The organism is Candidatus Nanosynbacter sp. HMT-352, from assembly GCF_022819365.1.
Classification (GTDB): Bacteria; Patescibacteriota; Saccharimonadia; order Saccharimonadales; family Saccharimonadaceae; genus Nanosynbacter.
On the sequence record NZ_CP089289.1, the window covers coordinates 60033 to 82102 of the forward strand.

The 22070-nt window shown below is 42.3% G+C and carries 26 protein-coding genes and 2 tRNA genes; 19 read left to right on the forward strand and 9 right to left on the reverse strand.

Going from position 1 to position 22070, the window contains the following annotated elements; genetic code table 11:
* Position 1 precedes the first annotated feature (1 nt).
* The gene (locus tag LRM49_RS00295; RefSeq protein WP_243777911.1) at positions 2 to 742 is read right to left on the reverse strand and encodes a hypothetical protein; all 741 of its coding nucleotides are present in this window, start codon (positions 740 to 742) and stop codon (positions 2 to 4) included.
* 98 nt (positions 743 to 840) lie between these two features.
* Here LRM49_RS00295 and LRM49_RS00300 point away from each other — a divergent pair, with 98 nt between their 5' ends.
* From LRM49_RS00300 to LRM49_RS00330, 7 genes are all read left to right on the forward strand, one after another.
* Complete coding sequence (locus tag LRM49_RS00300; RefSeq protein ID WP_243777912.1) at positions 841 to 1473, forward strand: TylF/MycF/NovP-related O-methyltransferase; 633 nt, start codon at positions 841 to 843, stop codon at positions 1471 to 1473.
* Between the two features lie 47 nt (positions 1474 to 1520).
* Complete coding sequence (arcA, locus tag LRM49_RS00305) at positions 1521 to 2759, forward strand: arginine deiminase (protein WP_243777913.1); 1239 nt, start codon at positions 1521 to 1523, stop codon at positions 2757 to 2759.
* The gene (gene argF, locus LRM49_RS00310) at positions 2759 to 3748 is read left to right on the forward strand and encodes an ornithine carbamoyltransferase (protein WP_243777914.1); all 990 of its coding nucleotides are present in this window, start codon (positions 2759 to 2761) and stop codon (positions 3746 to 3748) included. The genes arcA and argF overlap by 1 nt, the downstream gene beginning before the upstream one ends.
* A 39-nt stretch (positions 3749 to 3787) precedes the next feature.
* The gene (locus tag LRM49_RS00315; protein WP_243777915.1) at positions 3788 to 5332 is read left to right on the forward strand and encodes a YfcC family protein; all 1545 of its coding nucleotides are present in this window, start codon (positions 3788 to 3790) and stop codon (positions 5330 to 5332) included.
* 3 nt (positions 5333 to 5335) lie between these two features.
* The gene (gene arcC, locus LRM49_RS00320; protein WP_243777916.1) at positions 5336 to 6286 is read left to right on the forward strand and encodes a carbamate kinase; all 951 of its coding nucleotides are present in this window, start codon (positions 5336 to 5338) and stop codon (positions 6284 to 6286) included.
* Positions 6287 to 6362: 76 nt separating this feature from the next.
* Positions 6363 to 7277, forward strand: a complete 915-nt coding sequence (locus LRM49_RS00325) for a magnesium transporter CorA family protein (RefSeq protein ID WP_243777917.1) — start codon at positions 6363 to 6365, stop codon at positions 7275 to 7277.
* Between the two features lie 57 nt (positions 7278 to 7334).
* Complete coding sequence (locus LRM49_RS00330; RefSeq protein ID WP_243777918.1) at positions 7335 to 8255, forward strand: CorA family divalent cation transporter; 921 nt, start codon at positions 7335 to 7337, stop codon at positions 8253 to 8255.
* A gap of 352 nt (positions 8256 to 8607) precedes the next feature.
* On the opposite strand, the gene LRM49_RS00335 is transcribed toward LRM49_RS00330, so the two are convergent.
* The gene (locus tag LRM49_RS00335) at positions 8608 to 9300 is read right to left on the reverse strand and encodes a DsbA family protein (protein ID WP_243777919.1); all 693 of its coding nucleotides are present in this window, start codon (positions 9298 to 9300) and stop codon (positions 8608 to 8610) included.
* Positions 9301 to 9353: 53 nt separating this feature from the next.
* Here LRM49_RS00335 and LRM49_RS00340 point away from each other — a divergent pair, with 53 nt between their 5' ends.
* Genes LRM49_RS00340 through LRM49_RS00350 form a run of 3 tightly spaced genes read left to right on the forward strand, consistent with a single transcriptional unit; the run spans position 9354 to position 13017 of the window.
* A complete protein-coding gene (locus tag LRM49_RS00340; protein WP_243777920.1) occupies positions 9354 to 10376 on the forward strand; it encodes a CBS domain-containing protein in 1023 nt (340 codons plus the stop codon).
* Positions 10377 to 10414: 38 nt separating this feature from the next.
* Positions 10415 to 12193: an aspartate--tRNA ligase gene (gene aspS, locus LRM49_RS00345; RefSeq protein WP_243777921.1), complete on the forward strand. Its 1779-nt coding sequence runs from the start codon at positions 10415 to 10417 to the stop codon at positions 12191 to 12193.
* Positions 12190 to 13017: an N-formylglutamate amidohydrolase gene (locus tag LRM49_RS00350; protein ID WP_243777922.1), complete on the forward strand. Its 828-nt coding sequence runs from the start codon at positions 12190 to 12192 to the stop codon at positions 13015 to 13017. Before aspS ends, LRM49_RS00350 begins: the two co-directional genes overlap by 4 nt.
* On the opposite strand, the gene LRM49_RS00355 is transcribed toward LRM49_RS00350, so the two are convergent.
* Entirely contained in the window at positions 12964 to 13503 is a 540-nt protein-coding gene (locus tag LRM49_RS00355; protein ID WP_243777923.1) for a VIT1/CCC1 transporter family protein, read from the reverse strand. The genes LRM49_RS00350 and LRM49_RS00355 overlap by 54 nt on opposite strands.
* 156 nt (positions 13504 to 13659) lie before the next feature.
* Here LRM49_RS00355 and LRM49_RS00360 point away from each other — a divergent pair, with 156 nt between their 5' ends.
* Genes LRM49_RS00360 through LRM49_RS00375 form a run of 4 tightly spaced genes read left to right on the forward strand, consistent with a single transcriptional unit; the run spans position 13660 to position 15090 of the window.
* Positions 13660 to 13881, forward strand: a complete 222-nt coding sequence (locus LRM49_RS00360) for a hypothetical protein (RefSeq protein WP_129636661.1) — start codon at positions 13660 to 13662, stop codon at positions 13879 to 13881.
* A gap of 19 nt (positions 13882 to 13900) precedes the next feature.
* Positions 13901 to 14170 carry a YtxH domain-containing protein gene (locus LRM49_RS00365; protein WP_129744612.1) on the forward strand — a complete coding sequence of 90 codons (270 nt, stop codon included), beginning with the start codon at positions 13901 to 13903 and terminating at the stop codon, positions 14168 to 14170.
* A 40-nt stretch (positions 14171 to 14210) separates the two neighbouring features.
* Positions 14211 to 14753 (forward strand): hypothetical protein, encoded by a 543-nt coding sequence (locus LRM49_RS00370; RefSeq protein ID WP_243777924.1) that lies wholly within the window; start codon positions 14211 to 14213, stop codon positions 14751 to 14753.
* Positions 14746 to 15090 (forward strand): hypothetical protein, encoded by a 345-nt coding sequence (locus LRM49_RS00375; protein ID WP_243777925.1) that lies wholly within the window; start codon positions 14746 to 14748, stop codon positions 15088 to 15090. Before LRM49_RS00370 ends, LRM49_RS00375 begins: the two co-directional genes overlap by 8 nt.
* 3 nt (positions 15091 to 15093) lie before the next feature.
* Here the strand turns inward: LRM49_RS00375 and LRM49_RS00380 are convergent, their stop codons facing one another.
* Positions 15094 to 15996, reverse strand: coding sequence for a mechanosensitive ion channel family protein (locus tag LRM49_RS00380; RefSeq protein ID WP_129743579.1), 903 nt, complete (start codon positions 15994 to 15996; stop codon positions 15094 to 15096).
* 24 nt (positions 15997 to 16020) lie between these two features.
* On the opposite strand from LRM49_RS00380, the gene trmB reads away from it, so the two are divergent.
* Complete coding sequence (trmB, locus tag LRM49_RS00385) at positions 16021 to 16662, forward strand: tRNA (guanosine(46)-N7)-methyltransferase TrmB (RefSeq protein ID WP_243777926.1); 642 nt, start codon at positions 16021 to 16023, stop codon at positions 16660 to 16662.
* 17 nt (positions 16663 to 16679) lie between these two features.
* Entirely contained in the window at positions 16680 to 17027 is a 348-nt protein-coding gene (locus LRM49_RS00390; protein WP_232736137.1) for a nucleoside triphosphate pyrophosphohydrolase family protein, read from the forward strand.
* On the opposite strand, the gene LRM49_RS00395 is transcribed toward LRM49_RS00390, so the two are convergent.
* On the reverse strand, positions 17024 to 18274 hold the full coding sequence (locus LRM49_RS00395) for a UDP-N-acetylmuramate--L-alanine ligase (RefSeq protein WP_243777927.1): 1251 nt from the start codon (positions 18272 to 18274) through the stop codon (positions 17024 to 17026). The genes LRM49_RS00390 and LRM49_RS00395 overlap by 4 nt on opposite strands.
* Before the next feature lie 84 nt (positions 18275 to 18358).
* Between LRM49_RS00395 and LRM49_RS00400 the strand changes: the two genes are divergently transcribed.
* The 3 genes from LRM49_RS00400 to LRM49_RS00410 all read left to right on the forward strand — a co-directional run bounded on the left by LRM49_RS00400 (position 18359) and on the right by LRM49_RS00410 (position 19927).
* Complete coding sequence (locus tag LRM49_RS00400; RefSeq protein WP_243777928.1) at positions 18359 to 19024, forward strand: hypothetical protein; 666 nt, start codon at positions 18359 to 18361, stop codon at positions 19022 to 19024.
* A 67-nt stretch (positions 19025 to 19091) separates the two neighbouring features.
* Complete coding sequence (locus tag LRM49_RS00405) at positions 19092 to 19298, forward strand: hypothetical protein (protein ID WP_082001355.1); 207 nt, start codon at positions 19092 to 19094, stop codon at positions 19296 to 19298.
* Between the two features lie 137 nt (positions 19299 to 19435).
* Positions 19436 to 19927: a hypothetical protein gene (locus tag LRM49_RS00410; RefSeq protein WP_243777929.1), complete on the forward strand. Its 492-nt coding sequence runs from the start codon at positions 19436 to 19438 to the stop codon at positions 19925 to 19927.
* 37 nt (positions 19928 to 19964) lie between these two features.
* On the opposite strand, the gene LRM49_RS00415 is transcribed toward LRM49_RS00410, so the two are convergent.
* From LRM49_RS00415 to LRM49_RS00430, 4 genes are all read right to left on the reverse strand, one after another.
* Positions 19965 to 20041, reverse strand: a tRNA-Met gene (locus tag LRM49_RS00415).
* Between the two features lie 43 nt (positions 20042 to 20084).
* The gene (locus LRM49_RS00420) at positions 20085 to 20534 is read right to left on the reverse strand and encodes a hypothetical protein (protein ID WP_243777930.1); all 450 of its coding nucleotides are present in this window, start codon (positions 20532 to 20534) and stop codon (positions 20085 to 20087) included.
* A gap of 58 nt (positions 20535 to 20592) precedes the next feature.
* Positions 20593 to 20668 (reverse strand) — tRNA-Ile (locus LRM49_RS00425).
* Positions 20669 to 20698: 30 nt separating this feature from the next.
* Positions 20699 to 22069, reverse strand: coding sequence for a dihydrolipoyl dehydrogenase family protein (locus LRM49_RS00430; protein WP_243777931.1), 1371 nt, complete (start codon positions 22067 to 22069; stop codon positions 20699 to 20701).
* Position 22070: the final 1 nt, after the last annotated feature.

Sequence of the window (22070 nt, forward strand, 5' to 3'; positions counted from 1 at the left end):
GCTACTTTTTATATAGTGATATTTTTGTAGCCTTTGGCGTGTGCAAGTTGAAATCAATATTAGTTTTCTGGACAATCTCATAATAAGGCGGAATTGATGGGTTTTTCGGAAGTTCAATTATTTTTCCGTCGTTAAATAATTGTCCTTGTCGGTAGACATTGTGAATAAACGGCACATTTGGCTTTACTTTTCTTAAGCGATATAGCGCTGAGTTATGTTGCGTTTCGCCATCTGTAACAACTTTGGGCTGCGTATGCCATTGTCCCATAATACATAATGTTGGTAATGAGTTATCAATACTAAGGACATTCTCAGTCAATTGTTTTTCTCGTTCTTGTAGGCTTGGTGGTACGGTGATATTTTCATCTAAATTGTCAAAAAATGTATCAATAAAAATAAGTTCTTTGAGTTGGTTTTGTTGTAAAAGAATTACTATTGTCTTTACCATTTCAAGAGATAAAATGCTCGAGTCAAAAATGTCTTCGTCAACCAAGGAAAAATCGTAAGAGCCGGTCTTTACTGAATTGATGAAGTTGAGTACAGTAGGGCTTGCCTCAATAGCTAATCGTTTTACGCCAAGTTTCTTAACCAGAGTATAGATGACGTCGGAATTTTCTTTAATGCCGTGGATTTCGCCGTATACAATTATGTTTGATTTTCGCAAGGTGGATTGAAACGAACTTAACAGTCTTATGTCCAGTTGTTTCGGCAAAAATGTTTTGATAATATCGTGGTTATTCATAGGTGCTAATTGATAGTTTACTTCATAAGACCGTAAATATATAGGGCTGCGTCGTTGATAAATTTGTCGATATTTGGCGAACTATTTATAATTAAGTCATGAATATCGCAGATCAACTCCTCACTAAATACCCGATCATTTCCGACCAAGTCGATATAAAAGAACTTGGGGCGCTTTTAAGAGAATTGGAAAAAACTTTGCGCAGTGGCGCTACTGGAAACATCGTGGAGTTTGGTTGTTATGTCGGCACAACTAGTTTGTTTATTCGCCGACTGCTGGACGCTTACGATTTTACGGGCGAGTTTCACGTTTACGATTCGTTTGCGGGATTGCCAGAAAAAACCCAGAAGGATAATAGCGCCGCGGGTGATCAATTTAAGGCTGGCGAGTTATTAGCGCCGCGTAAGACGTTTGTCCAGAATTTTAAGAAAGCAGGATTGAAGTCGCCGATTATTCACAAAGGCTGGTTTTCCGATTTTACTTCTGATGATGTGCCGGAAAATATTATGTTTGCGTTTTTTGATGGCGATTTTTATGAGTCAATTGTCGATTCTTTTCGGGTTTGTGAAAGTAAGTTTAACGAAGACGCGATAATTATTGTTGATGATTACGTAAATGAAGCTCTGCCGGGAGCTGCAAAAGCCACTGATGAATGGCTGAAAGTTAATCGACAATTCACGGTCAGGACTGAAGCTAGTCTGGCAATCATCTCCTCTTGCCCAAAAACATAAACGTGTTACAATTAAAACATCACTAATATAAACAGGGGAGGGTTGTGATGGACGAACCAATTCACATCACGTCTGAAATAGGAAAACTTAAGACCGTTCTATTGCATCGGCCAGGTGAAGAACTGGAAAATTTGACGCCAGACTATCTGACCGATCTTTTATTTGACGATATTCCATATCTGAAAGTGGCGCAGGCTGAACACGATGCTTTTGCGGAAGTATTGAGAAGTCGTGGAATCGAAGTTCTGTATCTGGATCAATTGGTCGCCGAGGCAATTAACACAGATCAATTGCGCGAACAATTTGTCGATGAAATGTTGGCTGCTTCTAAGCAGGATTCACGCCGTGTTACTCAAACATTGCGCCAATTCTTGTTGGATTTGCCAACTCACGCTATGATTCGCAAGATTATGGCTGGTGTTCGCAAGGATGAAATTACTTTGCCTCCAGATCAGCATCAGCAACTTCATAATATGATCGAGAAAAATCATTATCCGTTCTATCTCGATCCAATGCCAAACCTATACTTTACACGCGACCCAGCTGCCGCAATTGGTAACGGTTTGACAATCAACAAGATGCACTGGACGGCTCGTCGTCGTGAATCGCTATTTATGCGCTACATCATCGACCATCATCCACGCTTTGCTAATCGTGCGCCAGTTTGGTACAACCGCACAGAGAAATTCTCAATGGAAGGCGGCGACGAATTAGTATTAAGCGATAAGGTTATGGCAATTGGTGTTTCAGAGCGAACGACCGCTGAGGCAATTGAAAAGATGGCAACCAAATTGTTTGCTGGTTCAAAGTTTGAGAAAGTCATTGCTATGGAAATTCCAAAATCTCACGCCTTTATGCACCTAGACACTGTGTTTACAATGATTGATCGTGATAAGTTTACGATTCACCCGGAAATTCGCGACCATGGCGGCAGGATGAATTGTTTCATTTTGGAGAAGGTTGAAGGCCAGCCATTCCCACGAATCACACATGAAACAGATTTGGAACATGTCTTGAGGGTTGCGCTGGGCTTGCCGACTGTTACATTGATTGAGTGTGGTGGTGGAGATCCAATCGCTGCCGCTCGCGAGCAGTGGAACGATGGCTCAAACACTTTGGCAATTGCGCCAGGTGTTGTGGTGACTTATGATCGCAACTACGTAACTAACCAGAAATTGCGCGAAAACGGTATTGAAGTTATTGAAATTAGTGGCGCTGAGCTCGGACGCGGTCGTGGCGGTCCACGCTGCATGAGTATGCCGCTAGTACGAGAGGATGTATTCTAATGGCTCAGAGTTTGAAAGGACGATCACTACTGACTTTAGGTGATTATACCGCTGAAGAGATTCGCTTGCTATTGGATACGGCTCGTGAATATCGTCGATTGAAATATGCCGGCATTCCGCACCGAATTCATGAGGGTAAAAATGTGGCTTTGTTGTTCGAAAAGACTTCAACACGAACACGCTGCGCATTTACGGTAGCTGCTAATGACCTTGGAATTGCGCCAGAATACCTCGGTAAAGATGATATTCAATTGGGTAAGAAAGAGACGGTTGAAGATACTGCCAAGGTTTTGGGTCGAATGTTTGATGGAATTGAATTCCGCGGCTTTGACCACGCGACTGTTGAGGAATTAGCGCGTCATGCTGGCGTTCCAGTATGGAATGGATTAACCGATAAGTTTCATCCAACACAGATTTTGGCTGACTTCATGACAATTGAAGAGCATGTCGGAAAATTGAAGGGAACTAAGCTGGTATTTGTTGGCGATGGTCGCAACAATATGGCAAACTCGCTGATGATCGGTTCAGCTATTATGGGACTTGATTTTCGTATTTTGGCACCTCGTGAATTGCATCCAGAGCAAGCTTTGGTTGATAAAGCAAATCACTTTGCGAAGTCAAGTCATGCGCGCATTACCATTACCGACAATTTTGAAGAAGCTTTGCGCGGTGCCGATGTAATTTACACGGACGTTTGGGTTTCAATGGGCGAAGAAGACAAGTTTGCTGAGCGCATTAACCAATTGCGACATTTCCAAGTTAATCGCCAGATGATTAACTTAACAGGAAATCCTGAGGTTAAGTTTATGCATTGCTTGCCGGCGTTTCATGATGCATTAACCATCACCGGTAAGAAAGTTCAAGAAGATTTTGGTTTAGATTCAATGGAAGTGACGGATGAGGTGTTCCGCTCGCCACATTCGATAGTTTTTGATCAAGCGGAAAATCGTATGCATACAATCAAGGCTGTGATGGCTTTGACATTGTAGTTGTTGTCGTAATAAGGAGGTTAAGGAGGCTCCGAGGCAATGGTAGAAAAAATTAAAAAAGCAAAGCAGAAGCTTCGATCACCGTCGGCGTTTACTATTTTGTTTGTCGTGATTATCGTTATGGCGGCATTGACGTGGGTTGTTCCTTCTGGGCTATATAAGACGAACGAAGATGGCGATCGTATAGCTAATTCGTATTACGTAGTCGACAAAGAGCGAACTGTTACGGAAGAAAAAGACGGCAAAAAGGAAGAGGTCAAAAAACACGACCAGCAAGGTTTGTGGGACGTTTTCACCGCACCTATTAAAGGTATGTCAGACAAGCTTGATGTTATCGTCTTCGTGATGGTTCTCGGCGGATTCTTAGGTGTCACTATGAAAACTGGTGCGCTTGACGCTTCTCTTGGCGCACTGCTCCGAAAGATGAAGGGCAAGGAAAAGTGGCTCATCCCGATTCTGATGATTCTCTTCGCTATCGGTGGTACTACTTACGGTATGCAGGAAGAAACTGTGGCGTTCTACGCGCTCGTCATACCGATGATGATTGCTGCTGGCTATAATGCTATGACTGGTGTGATGGTGATTGTGCTGGGTGCTGGTACTGGCGTGCTCGGTTCAACAATCAACCCATTCTCTACTGGTGTTGCGGCAAAAACCGCAGATGTGAAATTGGGTAGCGTTATTCCAATAATGTCTATAATCTTAGTACTTTGTTTGATTGCCGCGATTATCTTTACTATGCGTTATGCCGCAAAAGTGAAGGCCGGCAAGTACAAAGAAGATGTTCGCTACAAGCCAGCTACGGCTGCTCTCGACATGACAAACGTACCAAAATTCACTGGTCCACGAAAAGTCGTTATGTCTGTGTTTGCTATTACGTTTGTGTTAATGATTCTTTCCTTGATTCCATGGGGAAGTTGGAATATCACACTCTTCACTGATATGTTTGAATGGGCTGCAGGTCTGCCGGTTATTGGCGCGGTACTTGGTGTAGTCCACAGTGCGGCATTTGGTGATTGGTATTTCAATGAAATCACCGCACTATTCCTAATTTCAACAATTGTTATAACCGCAATTTACTACAAAGAGTTTAAGAAAGAGGGTGTTTTCCCAGTTGATACATTTATTGACGGAGTGAAAGACATCTTGCCGGTTGCTTTGATTATCGCAGTGGCAACAGGTGTTTCTGTAGTGATGACTAACGGTGAAATCCAGGACACAATCATCAGCTGGGGTGAATCTCTCCTGAAAGATGCTGGTGGCGGTGTTGTCGGTGTGTTGGCATATCTATTCTACTTGCCAATGTCATTTATCGTTCCGTCATCATCAGGTTTGGCGGCAGCAACTATGCCGGTTATTGCGCCAATTGCTGACTTGGTTGGCTCAAGCAAAGAAGTTATGGTTGCCGCATTTGCGACAGCGTCTGGCTTGATCAATATGATGGCTCCAACTATCGCGTCATTGATGGGTGGATTGGCTTTGGCTGGTGTTTCATATCGCGACTGGCTAAAACGTTCAGCTCCAATTATGGCGGTATTTGCTATTATCAGCATCACAGTTATTGCAATTTTCGGAGCACTGTAGCCTATGGATAAGAAGCGTACTATTGTAGTAGCGCTCGGTGGTAACGCCCTGCAACGGCAGGGCGAAGCCGCGTCTGAGCAACAGCAACGAGTGGCTGATGAAACTGTTCGGCAACTTTTACCGTTAATCCAGGCTGGTCATAACGTAGCAATCGTCCATGGCAATGGTCCTCAGGTTGGCAATATTGTGTTGCATGAAGAGGCGATTAACACGCCAGATGTGCCAAGTTTGCCGCTGGAAGATTCTGGCGCTATGAGCCAGGGGTTGATTGGCTTTTGGCTGCAGCAGGCTTTTCATGACGCCTTTATGGTTAATCAGATGAACAATCGCGCTGTTAGCATTATAACCCAAACGATTGTTAGCTTGAGCGATCCAGCATTCCAAAATCCAACCAAGCCAATTGGTCCGTTCTATTCGGAAGACGAGGCAAAAACTGTCGCTAGCGAACGCGGCTACACGGTAAAAGAAGATGCTGGTCGTGGCTGGCGGCGTGTCGTTCCTTCGCCAAAACCTCAGACAATTGTCGAGGCTGATGTGATTAAGGCACTGGTTCATGCTGGCGTGACGGTTGTTTCAACTGGCGGCGGCGGTATTCCTGTTTTGCAAGACGAAACTGGTCAATTAAAAGGCGTCGCTGCGGTTATTGATAAGGACTTCGGCGCGGCAAAATTGGCAGATCTTTTGGACGCCGACACCTTGCTGATTTTGACTTCGGTTGATGCTGCTAAAATTAATTTTGGCAAACCAGATGAGCAGTCTCTCGGGGAAGTTTCAATAGAAGAACTTCAAAAGCATATTGACGATGGGCAATTTGCGGCAGGTTCGATGTTGCCAAAAACTCAGGCTGCCTTGTCGTTCTTGGACGGCAAATCAGGGCGTACGGCGATTATTACTTCGCTAGATAAAACCGCTGAAGCCATTAGCGGCTCGGCAGGCACGATAGTTAAATCGTAATAAAAATCAAGAAGTTCCTGTGAATGGCGCAGGAGCTTCTTGTGTTTATGTATGTTTTATTTTATAATATGAAATTATGTTGCAATATCTTCGTTCAACAAATAGTGATTCAATAATTAGCCCGCAAGAAAATTTGCAGTCTGGTTCGTGGGTGCGCTGCGAAAGACCGAGCGACGAAGAGGTTTCGCAATTGTTGACGCTGGGCTTGGATGAGGATTTGATAAGTGACGCGCTTGACCCGCACGAGGTGCCGCGTATTGAGTTTGACGATGAGTGGACTTATTTGATTGCGCGATTGCCAGACACTGACGACGATTTTAATGACTTTACCACGCCGATTTTATTCTGCATCAATAAAGATCATATCGTGACGTTGTCTAGAGATAGTTTGGGGCGATTGTGGCAGCCGTTTATTGATAAGATGCGGATTAGAACAGATCGACAAGTTGAGCTTTTGGTGGCGATGGTTGAGGCAATTTCAACGCAATATCAACGGCGCGTGGCAACGATTAATCGCCAAATGCGAGCGGCTACGGACAGTATTCATACATTGAGAGTTAATGACATTGCCACACTGGCGGAGTATGAGCGCAAATTGAATGATTATCTTGACGCGTTAATTCCGATGAACTGGGCAATTGAGAGACTTTTGGCGACTCAGAAGTTGCGATTGAAGGCTGACGATAAGGAAGATGTTGAAGACATCTCGATTGATTTGGAGCAGGTGATTGCGCGTTGTAAAAGTTTGTTGAGGACGATTACTAATGTGCGCGACAGCTATAGGGCGGTGATGGATACGCGCCTTAATGAGACGATTCGCCTGCTAACCGTAATCACCGTAGCTTTGACTATTCCGACGATGATCGCTGGTTTATATGGTATGAACGTGCCGGTTCCAGGTGCCGATAATCCATTGATGTTTTGGGGAATTACCGCAGTTAGTGTAGTCCTAGCTGTTGTTGTGGGCTATTATTTCCTGCGCCGCCGATAAAGTTTAATTGCAATTCGACAGATTGCTAATATTGCTTGTGTATATTATAATTTTCTTATGATGGTGGGCTATTTTGAACGCAGATCGTTGACTGAAAAGTTGACGCAAGCTCAACGAATGCATAAAAACGGTTGGATTAATTTGACCGGCAATCTTGACGTTACTCGAGTTTCAAAGGCTTTGTCGTTGTCTGCTAATATTGTCCGTGACGTACTGGATATCCACGAATTACCTCGAGCGGAGTTTTCTGATGGCGTTGAGTATATTTTTACGCGCATACCGTTTGGTCAAACTGATTCTGGCAAAACGGCACCGTTTTTAATTGCAATTAGCGGCGGTCATTATATTACAATATCGCCTCATGTTAAATTTTCACCCCTGGAGGTCAGTGATTATTTATTTAGCACAACCGAACGTCCAGCGGGAGTTTTTGCTGCGAATTTGGCGTATATTATTTCTCAATATGAACAACGCGTGCATTTGTTAACGGAGCAAATTAGTGATGCTCGTCGGCGACTGAGTCGTCATGAAGTTGAGAATTCGGATTTTATTAAATTTGTGGCAATTGAAGATACGCTCAATGAATATCGAAGCAGTCTGGAAGGGATGTCCCGCGTTATTGCACAACTAATGGAAAATCGCCGCCACTTATTTAAGACCAGAGATTTGGAAGCCTTGGAGGACGTCGATCTACATATCAGGCAAGTTTTAGTGGCAATTAGCTCCAGCACACACACAATTTCCAGCATTCAAAACGCTTATTCGACGGTTGCTAATAATACGCTGAACCAACGCATGAAGGCATTGACCGCCATAACAATTCTTCTGGCTATTCCAAACGTTTTTTACGGAATGTATGGAATGAATATCGCGTTGCCATTTCAAGGTGAGCCTTGGGCGTACCCAGTTATCACCAGTTTTACGGTGTTGTTGATTTTACTTGTTATGTTTGTTGCTAAGCGACTCCGCTTATTCTAATATAGATATAATAAGCATTTTCAAAATGTTTTTGCTTGACGTGCCAATAAACGTTTGGTAACATTGTTAGCATGTCTCGCGCCGAAGCATTAAATTGCTGATATTAAGTGATAAAGGTCGAAGCGCGTGGGGCTGCACATAATAATAAGGAGTGCAAAACACATGCCAATAGCAATCAAATTTGTGCCATCAAGGCGCAAAAAGATCGCGGTGGATGTGGTGCCTGCCGAATGGCAAACATATATAGCGCAATAAAAAGTAGTACGGTCGCTCCAACGATAGAATAGGGACGACTATAAACAAATCCCGCTCCAAGGCACCGGAGCGGGATTTTGGTTTGTGTGAAAATGCGTTAATCCTTCACTTCAACGCCAGCTTTTTTCAAGGCTTCCTTGACTGATGATTCAATTGAGCCAGAGCTGTCCATCTCGGTATTTTTTCCATTTATGTAGAAAGTTGGTGTTGCGGCAACGCCGTGTTTGCGACCGAGAGCCATATCGAAGTCGATTTTATTTTTAACCTTGTTACTGGCAATATCGGTTTTATATTGATCAATATTAAGCTTTAATTGTTCAGCATAAGATTTGAAAATGTTGTCGCGTTCTGTAGTGTTGGCATTTTTCCAAGCGTCCTGATTTGCGTATAGAAGCTCATTCATTTCCCAGAATTTACCCTGTAAACCAGCAGCTTCAGCCACGGCAGCGGCAGCGCGTGCGTTAGGGTGTGAGCTAGCAATTGGGAAATTGCGGAAAATTAATCGAACGTGATCTTTGTATTTTTTAGCTAGCGCTTCGGCTTTTGGTGCAGCGGTGCCACAGCCAGGACATTGATAGTCGGCGTATTCGATAATTGTCACTTTGGCGTCTTTGCTACCAATTTCATGATCCGCGATATTGCCATTTCTCGATTCTGCGCTGATAGTTGTGTTCAGCTGATCGCTATTGATATCGCTAATGTTTAGTCGATTTTGTGTTGAAATATAAATCATTCCACCAACAATCGCCACTACAATAATTGCGAAAATTATCCAGCTTTTCTTATTCATTTTACCTCCATTTACTCTAGTAAGTATAGCACGGAATGCTGTACAATAAAACTATGACGATTGTGCTAATTTTTGGATATTTGGTTACTTTGGCGGTTTTGCTGATAGTGCTGGGAGTTCAGCCGAAAACATCTTCGCATAGTCAATTTGAGCTGCGGCGGAGAAGTGGACTAGGCGATGAAAAGGCTAAAATTCTTTTGCGACAAAGAGAATTTTTACGAGATATTATTTCACTGCAGCGCGCCGTGGCTTCTTTATGTTTGGTAATTTTAAGTGCTATTAGTGTTTATTTGTTCAATTGGGCGGCTGGACTCTTTTTGTCAATTATAATAGCCCTAGAAATCGGAGCCGTCGCGCGAATTGGCTTGTGGCAGAAATACTCACAGCAACTTTACGAGAAATACGAACCGCTAATTTTAACGACAATTGAGCGACATCAAGTAATTTTGTCGCTAATCCGTTCGGTATCGCCAGTTGTTGGTGATAATCGGGTGATTGAATCGAAAGAAGAATTGCTGGAAATGGTGGCTCAATCCAGCGGAGCGATTTCATCTTCTGAGAAAAAGCTTATTACCAACGGACTGAAGTTCAACGATATGAAGGTCGAGGAAATTATGACGCCACGAAGCATGATTGAATCAGTACCTATGAATGAACTTCTCGGACCGCTAGTGCTTGATGATCTTCATAAAAAAGGGTATAGCAGATTTCCTGTCATTGATGGCGATATTGATCATGTTGTTGGAATGTTGAGGATTCAGGATTTGCTGACAATTGATCGCAAAGCAAAATCTCATCGTGCGGAAACGGTCATGAGCAAAGACGTCTATTATATTCGCGAAAATCAAACTCTACAGCACGCCTTGGCTGCATTTTTGAAAACGCAGCATCACTTGTTTATTGTCGTAAATGAGTTTCGAGAAACAGTTGGTCTACTGAGCTTAGAAGATGTAATTGAAGCGCTATTAGGTCAGAAAATCATTGACGAATATGATGTTTATGGAGATCTCCGTAAAGCCGCTACGGCTAATCCGCAGAAAAATAATTTGCCCACAAAAACTCGACGAGATGTTTAATTCTGGGAATTTGCCCAGATTATGCTATAATAACAGATATGAAAAATAGAATTTTGGCGGCAGAAACTTCTAAAAAAGTTGGTGAAAATATTACAGTTGCGGGCTGGGTTCATTCCAGGCGTGATCATGGCGGATTGATTTTTATTGATTTGCGCGACCATACGGGTTTGGTTCAGTTGGTTATTAACCCTGATAAAAAAGATGCTTTTTCTTTGGCGGAAAGCTTACGAGATGAGTTTGTGATTCGTGCTTGTGGCGTGGTTGCGGAGCGTGGTGAAGGTCTGAAAAATCCGAATATTGCCAGTGGTGATGTGGAAATTGTTGTGGACAATTTGGAGATTTTGAACCGAGCTGAAACTTTGCCAATTCAGCCATTTGCCGAGGATAATCAAGCTGGCGAAGAACTAAGATTCAAATATCGTTATCTTGATTTGCGTCGTCCAAAAATGCAAAACATGCTTAAAAAACGCGCCGAAATGTATCGTCGAATCCATGAATATATGGACGATCGAGATTTTATTGAAATTCAAACGCCAATTTTAGCTAATTCAAGTCCTGAGGGTGCGCGTGATTTTCTGATTCCTAGTCGTTTGCAAGAAGGGAAGTTTTATGCCTTGCCACAAGCTCCACAGCAGTTTAAGCAGCTGCTGATGGTTGGTGGCGTGCCGCGTTATTATCAGTTGGCGGCTTGTTTCCGCGACGAAGATCCGCGAGCAGACCGCTTGTATGGCGAGTTTTATCAGCTTGATTTAGAGATGAGTTTTGCCGAAAATGGCGAAGAAGTTCGCACTGAAGTTGAGCCTTTGATGAAGCAACTGGCAACTGATTTTGCTGGTAAAAAATTGTTGGATTTGAGCGATTTGGCAGTTGGTGATGGCAGTTCAATTCCGCGGATTTCGTATCGTGACGCCATGGAAACTTACGGTTCTGACAAGCCGGATTTGCGATTTGGTATGGAATTGATAGAACTGACGGACGTATTATCGGAGACTGAGTTTGGCGTATTTAAAAATGCTGAATGCGTTAAGGCTATTTGCGTAAAAAATGGCGCAAGTTTGAGTCGCAAGCAAATTGACAATTTCACTAATATCGCTAAAAGTGAAGGCGCCGGCGGTTTGGCATACATCACATATCAAGACGGTGAAGCAAAATCTCCAATTGCGAAATTCTTGAGTGAGAAGGAATTAGCTGATATCCAGCAGAAAACTGGTGCGGTTGATGGCGATGCAGTGTTCTTTGGCGCTGATTCTCGCTCGGTTGTTAACACGGTATTGGGGCGCTTGCGTAATGAATTTGCCTCGCACTTTAATCTTAAGGACCCATCGGTCGTGGCGTCTGCTTGGATTATTGATTTTCCGTTTTACGAGTGGGATGACCGAAGTAAAAAACTTGATTTTGGGCATAATCCGTTCAGTATGCCAAAGGGTGGTTTGCAAGCTCTGGAATCTGCTGAAACTGACGCCGAAAAATTATCCATTGTCGCTGACCAATTTGACATGGTGATGAACGGCTATGAGATTTGCTCTGGTGGTGTTCGTAATCATAACCCAGCGGTGCTTTATAAAGTGTTCGGTTTACTGGGCTTCAGTGAGTCTTATGTTGAAGAAAAGTTTGGTGCTATGTTAGGCGCTTTCAAATACGGCGCTCCGCCTCACGCAGGATGTGCTTTTGGTGTTGATCGTATTTTGATGGAATTGACCGATGAGCAAAACGTCCGCGAGACTCTGGCGTTTCCAAAGAATGGCTCTGGTGTGGATGTGATGATGAATTCGCCATCAGTTGTCGATCCTGCTCAGCTACGCGAATTGGGTTTGTGAGATTTAGCATTGAGTTCACGGGAGACGTTCGTAGGATGATGGACAATATTATTCTTCACATTCCTCATGCCTCGTTGTGCTTGCCGCCTGATTTTTGGCGTGATATTACGATAGATAAAGAGATTATCGAGAGGGAATTGCGTTTCATTGTTGATTATAAAGTTGATGAGCTCGTTAAAAATATAGATAGCCATAAAATTATAGCTAAATATTCGCGACTATATTGTGATGTTGAGAGATTCCGCAGTGATGAGGATGAGCCGATGGCTAAGCTGGGTATGGGAGCGATTTATACACATTTATCTGACGGTACGCAATATCGCAAAATAGGATCATCCCGCCGAGAGGAAATTTTGGGTAAATCATACGACTTACACCACAAACAGCTAAACGCATTGAGTAGGGAAATTGTTGATCAATATGGTTCATGTGTGATTATTGATATTCATAGTTATAGCGATGAATTAGTGCGAAGATTGTTTGGCTGGACGGAGAATTTACCAGATATTTGCCTTGGCTATGATGAAAAATGGGTTAGCAAAGACAATGTATCAAAATTAAAAACATATATTGAAGGAATGGGATATAGTTGTGAGTTAAATTATCCGTATTCTGGGGCGCTGGTTCCGATGGAATTTTATCACGATGAAAATCCAAAGATACAGTCGGTGATGTTGGAAATTAATAGGCGCGTCTATTTGAATGGTGGTGTGGTGAGTAAAAAGGCTGTGTGCAATATAGATAAAATAATAAATTTTATCGCAGAAAATCTAAATCCTAACACCCAGCCATGCCGCCAAAATGTCGCCTGCGAAGTAGGCTAATCCTGCCGCAATTGCCCCAAGGAGCAGTGTGATGCCTGCAGATTGCCAAGGTGATTGTTTGCTGACTTTACCTTTGATGAAGCCGATTGCTAAGAACGTTGCCGCAGTTAGCACTGAGCTAACATAGAATAATACCGCGTTTGGCGCTTTTAAGTTTGCAATTACATCAATCAAATATGGCAATACTGGTACGCTACCGACCACCACGAAAGCTAAGAATGTTACTGCGCCTATGATCTTTGGAGATGAGCGTTTTTGGGTGTCGCGCACAGATTCTTCATGTTCTGCACTTGCTGCTAAATATGCGCTAGAGCCCATTGAGAATCCGTCGGCTATTAAATTAGCAATTCCTAATATAAGAATGACTGAACTGGATATTCCAGCACCGGCTGAAGCCGCCACGACTGCAAATGTTGTTACCGTGCCGTCGACTGCGCCATAAACAAATTCCGGTATGTATCGTTTGAAAAAATCTCGCATAACCATACCAGTTTATCATATTATTAACGATTAGCGGACGTCTTTATTGACAATTTAATAAGCTTATGCTATAGTGAAATAGTTAGATTATCTAATACAAACAATTTAACAAGCATGCTAAAATAAACATAACAAATATAAACTTTTGCAGAAAGGTAAAGCGTGGAAGATATCCAAACAGCCATCGTTTTATTATCAATCATCGTAGGATTGTTGTCGGTTATTATCGTAACGCTACTGGCAGTGGTCATCGCCTTGTTGGTAAGACTTAATACGGTCATGAAAAGCGTTAGTAAAATTACAACTAACGTAGCTAGTGCGACTGAGTGGTTGTCGCCAACAAAAGTTTTTAGTGAAATATCAGGTTTGTTTCGTAAAAAATAATTAAAAAAGGAGTAAATATATGAAAAAAGTTTTAGCAATTATCGGAGCAGTGGCAGCAGGTTTTACAGCTGGAATTTTAACTGCACCAAAGAGCGGTAAGGAAACAAGGAAAGACTTGAAAGATAAAGCTGTAAAATTGAAAGCCGACACTGAAAAAGTAGCTTGCAAAGCGACCGCTGCAGCTAAAGACAGTGTAGATTCATTGAAAGCTGGTTCTCAGAAAGTTGGAGACGCCGTAGTAGAAACTGCAAAAGATGTTAAGGGTAACGTCGAAAAACGTTTCAAGTAATATTTGACTCTATTCAAGAAGACGTGAGATAATATAAGTGATGAAAAAAATTACTTTCTATCTCGCGTCTTTTTTGATTGCTTCTAGTTTGTTAGTGACGCCACGGGCAGTTGAGGCTCAGTCTGTCGATGCTACGGCTGATTCTGAGATTATAAAAACGCTTGATCGAAACTGTAGTTCCGTAAGAGTTGCTATTAAAAACATCCATACCAATGACGCTCTAACTAGAGTTAACATTGGACAAAGATATAATTCTATTTCTACCAAACTTATGGCCAGGCTGAACGGTCGATTGGCAATCAATAAGCTGGACAGTTCAAAGTTAGTGAACATTACTAATGAATTCGAGTCGACGAGACTTAAGTTTAATAGCAATTACAACGATTACGATACTGCTATGACTGATCTTCAGCGCGCAAATTGCTCTAATAATGCGGTGGACTATTATCAAAAATTGACCGTCGCTCGCGAGGCTCGTAATAAACTTTCTGAGGATGTGAAGGTCTTGGATGAATTGTTAGTGAGATATAAAGAAGAAGTGCAAGTTATTAAAAATTCGCTGTCTGGAGGTTCTAATGAATAGAGCTAAGGAATTATTTCGTAGTTATAAATTCGCTACATTTATTGGACTGACTATTGCGGTCTCAGTTGTGTTGGTGTCGATCGCGATGTTTATGTATTACAAGACTGACGCTTATCGATTGGATTTGAGTCGTCCAGAATACGCTTCTCGCCGTAACCAAATTAGCAAGGATGCGAATGAAAAAAGTCACGAATTTGACGCGCAAGGCTCAGTAAATAAGGATACATTGAAGGAATTTTTGGGAATTTATGATAAAGAAGTAGAGAACGTTAATAAGATCAAAGCGTTTTCTAATGATGTGTTGAGCGATAAAGAATTGGGCTTGTCTAATAATTAATCTTTATCTTCTGGTTATTGAGGTTGGTGTCGGCAGAGTCGCCAGAAGAACTCCTTCGCGATCAAAGTTTTGTAGCAATCGATGTCGCATCTCGGAGGTTACAGACCACTGATCTGATGGCTGAGTTTTTCCGGCAATGATCAATTCTGTTCCTCGTCCTGTAATATCACCAACGGAAACGAATTTAGGCGGATCGATAATTTTCTTTTGCCAAGCCTTTTCTTTAGCTAATTCTTGACCAGTAGCGTTAATAATGTCTGTAACTGCAGAAATGTCAGAACTTGGGTCGATATAAATGCTGAAGCGCGACATACTATAGCCCATAGTTTTATTGATAACGTGCTGAATCGTACCATTTGGAACATAATGAACATTGCCCTCAGAATCTCGTATAACAGTAGTGCGAGTGCCGACTCTCTCGACGGTTCCAGCAGCTCCCATTACGTCAACAACATCGCCAACACGATATTGATTTTCAGCGATGATGAAAATACCAGACAAGAAGTCCTTAACGAGCGATTGAGCGCCAAATCCTAACGCCACACCGATTATGCCGGCGCTGGCGAATAGAGGCGATAAATCAAATAGAAATAGTTTATTGGCGACAATTGCGGCGACATAGAAAATTATTATAATTTGCCAGAAACTTCTGGTTAATTGGATGAGAGTTTTTTCGCGCTTTTCTATGTCTTTACGGTGCCAGGAACGATGTTTAGCGGTGGAGCGTATAGAATAATGGATAGTCCAAGATAATAAATATTTCCCCAGAAAATAAACAAAAACAGAGCCAATAATAATGCTGACTGTGTCGATAATGCGCTCACTAATTAACCAGCCAAGGTTGTTGCCATGAAGCCATTGACCCAACGTCGAAGAATCTAAGAACTGTTTTATAAGCTTATCCATTATTGATTTAGTATAATAGAAAATATGAGTTTTGTCGATCCGAATCAATTTATTATCACCAGAAAACGTAAGAAGTATAAATTTGCTTTATTCCACAATTCACCTCTATGTTTTGAGTTTGACGAGTGGATAAAGCGGGAAGTTGATTGTTTGGAAATCGGTGCTGGAACTGGACTATTCAGCGTGGAGCTTGCGCTGCGCCATCCCGAAAAGACATTTTTGGCAATTGACGTGAAAGGTGATCGATTACAGAAGGGCGCGAAAATTGCTGAAGAAAAGGGGCTGGAGAATGTGTTTTTTGTTCGAGCGCGGGCTGACCAAATAGACCAATTAGTAGAGCAGAATTCTTTGGAGCAAATTTGGGTAACATTTTCTGATCCGTTCCCGAGGAAGCATAGCGCTGGGCGTCGCTTGACTCATCCTAATTTTTTGAAGAAGTATTCTTCATTGCTAAAATCGGACGGATCTTTATTAATCAAACACGACGATCACATTTTTTTCTGCTGGAGCTTGGAGCAATTGGTGGCAGAAAAATGGCAAATTAAGGAGTTGAGTTTTGATCTTCATGAATCCGCGCTAAATGACGAATATAAAATAATGACGACTTACGAACAAAGGTGGATTGGCGAAGGAAAAACTATTAATTTCGTAAGAGTTACCCGCTAATAAATGAAAGGAATATTATGCAATTTAACGACTACTCAACTAAAGCAATTTCTACTTTAACAGATAAAGATTCTCATAAATATGGTGATGTTGACGCGAGATTGATGGCGCAGATATTGGGATTAAGTGGTGAATCTGGCGAAGTTATGGAGAAGTTTAAGAAAATTTTACGTGATAAAAATGGCGAGATCTCAGAGAATGATCGCGACGCAATAATAAAAGAGCTCGGTGACGTGCTTTGGTATGTCAATTCTATAGCGCATTTGCTCGGTTGTAGTTTAGAAGAGGTGGCTCGCAGAAATAATGATAAACTGCTCAGTCGCCAGAGTCGAGGGAAGATTCACGGCAGCGGCGATGATCGCTAATTTTTAGCTAATTGCTCGCGAATCCATCCGTCGATTGTGCCAGCGCCCATACACAGGACGAGCTTTCCAGAGTTCTTTGCTGCGGTGATTTCCTGCCATAAACTGTCATCTAATTCGGCAAAATGAACTTTTTCTTTGTCGATATTTTTGGCAAGTTGTTGTGGTGTTAAAGTTGGCAAATCTGGATTTTCCCTAGTTAAGTAAGTTGGCAGCCAGTAAATTTCATTGGCATCACGGAAAATATCATTAGTGTATTGACCAATTATTTCGTGCTGGCGAACATTTTGGTGTGGCTGATAAACCAGAGCTACATCGTTTGACAACTCCTTAGCCATCTGTAATGTCGCTTGAATCTCAACTGGGTGATGTCCGTAGTCAGAATATAGATTTTCGGCGAGCTTTTCAAAACGTCGTCCTGAGCCGGGGAAGGAGTTTATTGCTTGGTATATTTCTAACTCCTCCGCGTCCACTCCGATATTCTTCAAAGCTTCAATCACCAAAGTAGCGTTCTTTCGATTATGCTCGCCAGGCAGAGTGATATTTTTATTGGAATCGTGCAAGATTGTTAGATTTTTCTCATCAAATATGGCGGAATTTTCTTGCCACGCGATAATTTTTTTAGATTTTTCACCGAATTCGCGAAAGGCATCTAAGTAAGATTCTTTTGTTGGATATGTGTCTGGATGGTCGTAGTCAACAGATGTGATAAGGCTAATTTCTGGAGAAAAATGCAAAAAGTTGCGATCAAATTCATCACACTCGTATACGAAAAATTGGCTATTTTTATCAAACGTTCCGCTCGGTCCAAAGCTTAAAGTCGAGCCTACAGAATAACTGACAGGAATTTGCAATTGTTCCATTGTCCAGACTAGCAGGCTTGTTGTTGTGGTTTTTCCGTGGGTACCAGCGACCGCGATAAGTTTCAGGTTTTTATCAGCAATAATCTGTGCCAGCAATTCGTCGCGCTTGCTGGTTTTTATGCCTAATTTTCGTGCCAAGACTAGCTCTGGGTGATCTTCCGGTAAAGCAGCGGTGTAAATAAACCAGTCAAATGGTGATTTATCGTGCTCTGATTGCAGGAACGCGCCAGATTGATCAAAAGAAATAGGAATTCCAGCTGACTCTAATTCGTTTGTGATTAGACTTGGTGATCTGTCGGAGCCGCAAACGTCATATCCAGCCTCTAAAGCAATTCTACTCAGCGGTCCGATGCCAACGCCGCCAATTCCTGAAAAATAAATTCGCATACAAATATTATACCACCGCAGCGGTAACAATATTCACGTCATTGGGATAATTTGCTATACTAAAATCATAGAGAAGGTGGTGGGATGGCTATAGACAAGAAGAAAACTAAGTTCAGAATTAAGCGACTCAGTCAGATTAAGACTTGGCAGTTGGTTATTTTATTGATTATGTCTGGTTTTATTTCGGCAACTTTTTTGAGGTTGAATAATGTTGGTATGGTCGAACGACGAGAATCTGTGGAGCATGCAGATAGGGCTGGAGATATAGTCAATCTTCAGCAGCGACTATACGATTTGCAGCGTTATGTATCTACACATATGAACGCTGATCCGGGGAAGATTGCGCTGGATCATGCGTATAAACAAATGTATGACCGGAAGCTGAAAGAGTTCGAGGAGGAGATAAAAAATCAGTCTAACAATGATACTGTGTCGAAAGTTAGGGCTGTCTGTGATGCTAGAGCGCAGCAAGGCGGTTACGGCCGATTTACGACACAGGCGGATCCGAGGTATATCAATTGTATTAACGAGGAGTGGGCGAAATATCCTGCCGCGAAAGCCACTAACTTGCAGTTTGAAGCGCCTTCAACTGAGCCGTATTATCACACTTTCGTCTCGCCGATATGGTCAGCTGATTACGCGGGGTGGTCTTTGCTAGTGACGATATTTATTGCCATGATTATCGTAATGAGGTTGGTTATTCTGGGGATGTTAAAGTTGATGATTAGACGACGAAATAAGCTTTTTTAGCTTGACAGGGGTGATATAGAGATAGTAATCTATATAGGTATATCATTAATAGGAGGTATATAACCAAATGGCTTATAAACATACCAACTCAAAGGGCATCACATATTACTTGCATAAGACTGACGTAACTTTGCGCGGTGGCAAGACTCAAACTATTTACTTCTTCGCTAAGGTTGAGAAGAATGAAAAGGGTACACCATGTGATCTACCAGAAGATCGTATTGTGAAAGAAAACCCACGCAACGGCTTTTTGACAATTTCTAAGAAAAAATAGTCCTTTGCTTGCACCATAAGCGCGTTTGGTGATATAGTATAACCAAACAAACAGGTGCCACAACTCCTCTGTAAAAAGCAGGGGAGTTTTTTGTTGGGGTTGATTATTTGTGGATATTGTGGTATAATAGCTACCGTATGGAGTTGAAGACGGCTGAAGTGTTGGATCTTGCTAGACCGAACAGAGCGGGCGTTATTGATGTTGTTGATTCGGACGGTAATGTTGTGCCGTTGGACTATTTAGGCGAAGATTTTGTTCCTGATGCGAATAGTTATAGTGATAAAGATTTTACGAAGAGAAATAGAATTATAGTTGAGATGTGTGATCTTTTCGGTAGGATTCGTCGTCGTGCTGGCTTTGCCGAATGTCATAGAGGTCGTGGCGACTATGATCGAGCTCGTCGCATAGAAAGAAACAGGGGTAGTGATATTTCTGAAGTTGGCAGACTTGCTATAAGCGCTTGTGAAGCATGTCCACTTAAGCTTGATTGTGAACTGTATGGTAAATTAGGAGGGGCTGTCCTAAGTGATGTTTTGGATTATAAAAAAGTTCGCACAGCCACATCTCTGACTAAAGCAGGCAAGAAACGTTCGGGTTGGAATAAGGGTTGCATAGATAATAATGCGTAAAGAAAAAGCCCCCTTCTAGACGAAGAGGGATTTTTCTTGGTGGCGGGGGTAGGATTTGAACCTACGACCTTTTGGTTATGAGCCAAACGAGCTACCAGGCTGCTCTACCCCGCGATACATAATTATGATATCAGCCTAGCGTAATAATTGCAACACCTTAGTGTTTATGACTGTTTCCTCCAAATAGAAAGTTCATCCATTGCTGGAAGTTGCTATCTGTTCGCTTCGCGCTCGACGCAAGTTTTTGGGCGAGTGTGGCGCTTTCGAAAGATTGGGTGATGAGCTGTTTTTCGCCGGGTAGACCTTTTCCTGTGCGCTGTCTAATGGTTAATTCTTGATATTCTTCGCTTTGATAATATTTCGATTCGTATTCCAGCAAGGCGACTTGTAATTTTTCTATTTCCACTTGCTGGCGTTTGTTGTCAATAGAGCGTTGCAGTTCGTAGTTTTTTTGCATTGATTCAATGGAGCCCCAGGCCCAACTCATGGCAATTAAAATCGCAGCAGCAATAACGACATTATTTAGGGTCAAATAGTCGTGCTGTATTCTGTAAATTAATCGTTTGAGTTTTAATTTGTTCATTTTTGCAAATTTAATATCTACCACATAATATTGTAGCAGGAATGGTAAAAATATTCATCTTATGATTATCAAATTCAGACTGTGGTGGGGGCGGCTGGGATCGAACCAGCGACCAATCGGTTATGAGCCGACTGCTCTAACCCCTGAGCTACGCCCCCGTGAGACTTATTATAGCGCATCAGAGGTAATTATAGAAGTTTTCCAGCGGCAATTCGCACGGCTTCTGACCAAGAAGTAAAACAATGCGGAGTGGACGCTAGTTCTTCGCTGGTAATTTTATGTCGAACGGCCAGGGCTAGCTCAGCTGCCATATCGCTAGCGTGCGGTCCGACGATCGTTCCGCCTATGATAACTCGTTTTTTGTCAACGATCAATTTCACAAAACCTATTCGCTGGTCGGTAATATTGCTGCGTACCGTAGTCGTGAGCGGAACAATTGCTATTTTTGCGCTTATTCCTTTCACCTTACAATCATATTCATTCATTCCAATTTGAGCTATTTCTGGCTGAGTAAATGCAACTTGTAAGCGTGGGGAATCATTGAATTTAATCTTATTATTATGTAGCAAATTATGAGCCGCAATACGACTCTGCGCTAAAGCTGTGTGAGTTTGGATATTAGCGTCAGTTACATTTCCTGCGGCAAAAATATGCCGAGCGGAAGTTTGCAGGTAAGAATTAACCAAAATGCCATTTTCGGTATATTTTACGCCAGCGTTTTCTAATCCTAAATCTGTCGCAGGCAATTGTTGGTCGGCAATTAGAATCTCATCAACGCGCACAGATTTTTCTATTCGCCCCTGCAGAAAAGTGACGCGCTTTTGTATAGACGATTTTTGTATAGCGATAATCTTAGTGCGAGCTAAGATTGAAATATTGCGATTTTTTGCGTCATTCGTAACCAAAGCACTGACTTCTGGGTCAAATGTTGATAATATTCTGGACGATTTTTCTGCTACGTAAACTTTTGTTCCCAGGGTGGAGAAGATATGTGCCAATTCTAGTGCCGTAGCTCCCGCGCCAACAATGAACATGGTTTTTGGTGGGCGCTTCAAGCTAAAAATAGTTTTTGGAGTGTGATAAGAAACGGCACTTAATCCAGGTATTTCTGGAATTTGCCAATCAGATCCAGTTGCAATGAGAAATTTGCGAGCGGACAAATATCTGCGATTGACGGCTATTTCATTCGGACTCAAGAAATGTGCATTGCCAGCAAAAACACTAATGCCTTGCTTTTCGTAATAATAGCGATTGCCGCCAGCTCCAGTTCTCTTTACGACTTTGTCTTTCCAGGAGAGTAGAGAAGGGTAATTATACCCAACCGAGTTGGTGCGCAGTCCAAACTTAGCGGCATCTTTGGCTGTTTGATAAACGTTAAGAGCGTGAGTTAAGAATCCAGTTGGTACATCTCCCCAGTTTGGCGATTCCCCGCCGAATGTTGATTTTTCTACAACAGCAACTTTTTTTCCGGCACTTGCTAATATGCTGGCTGCGGGTGACCCGCCAGCGCCGCTACCAATTACGATATAGTCATAGTCAAAAGTTGGTTTTTGCGACATC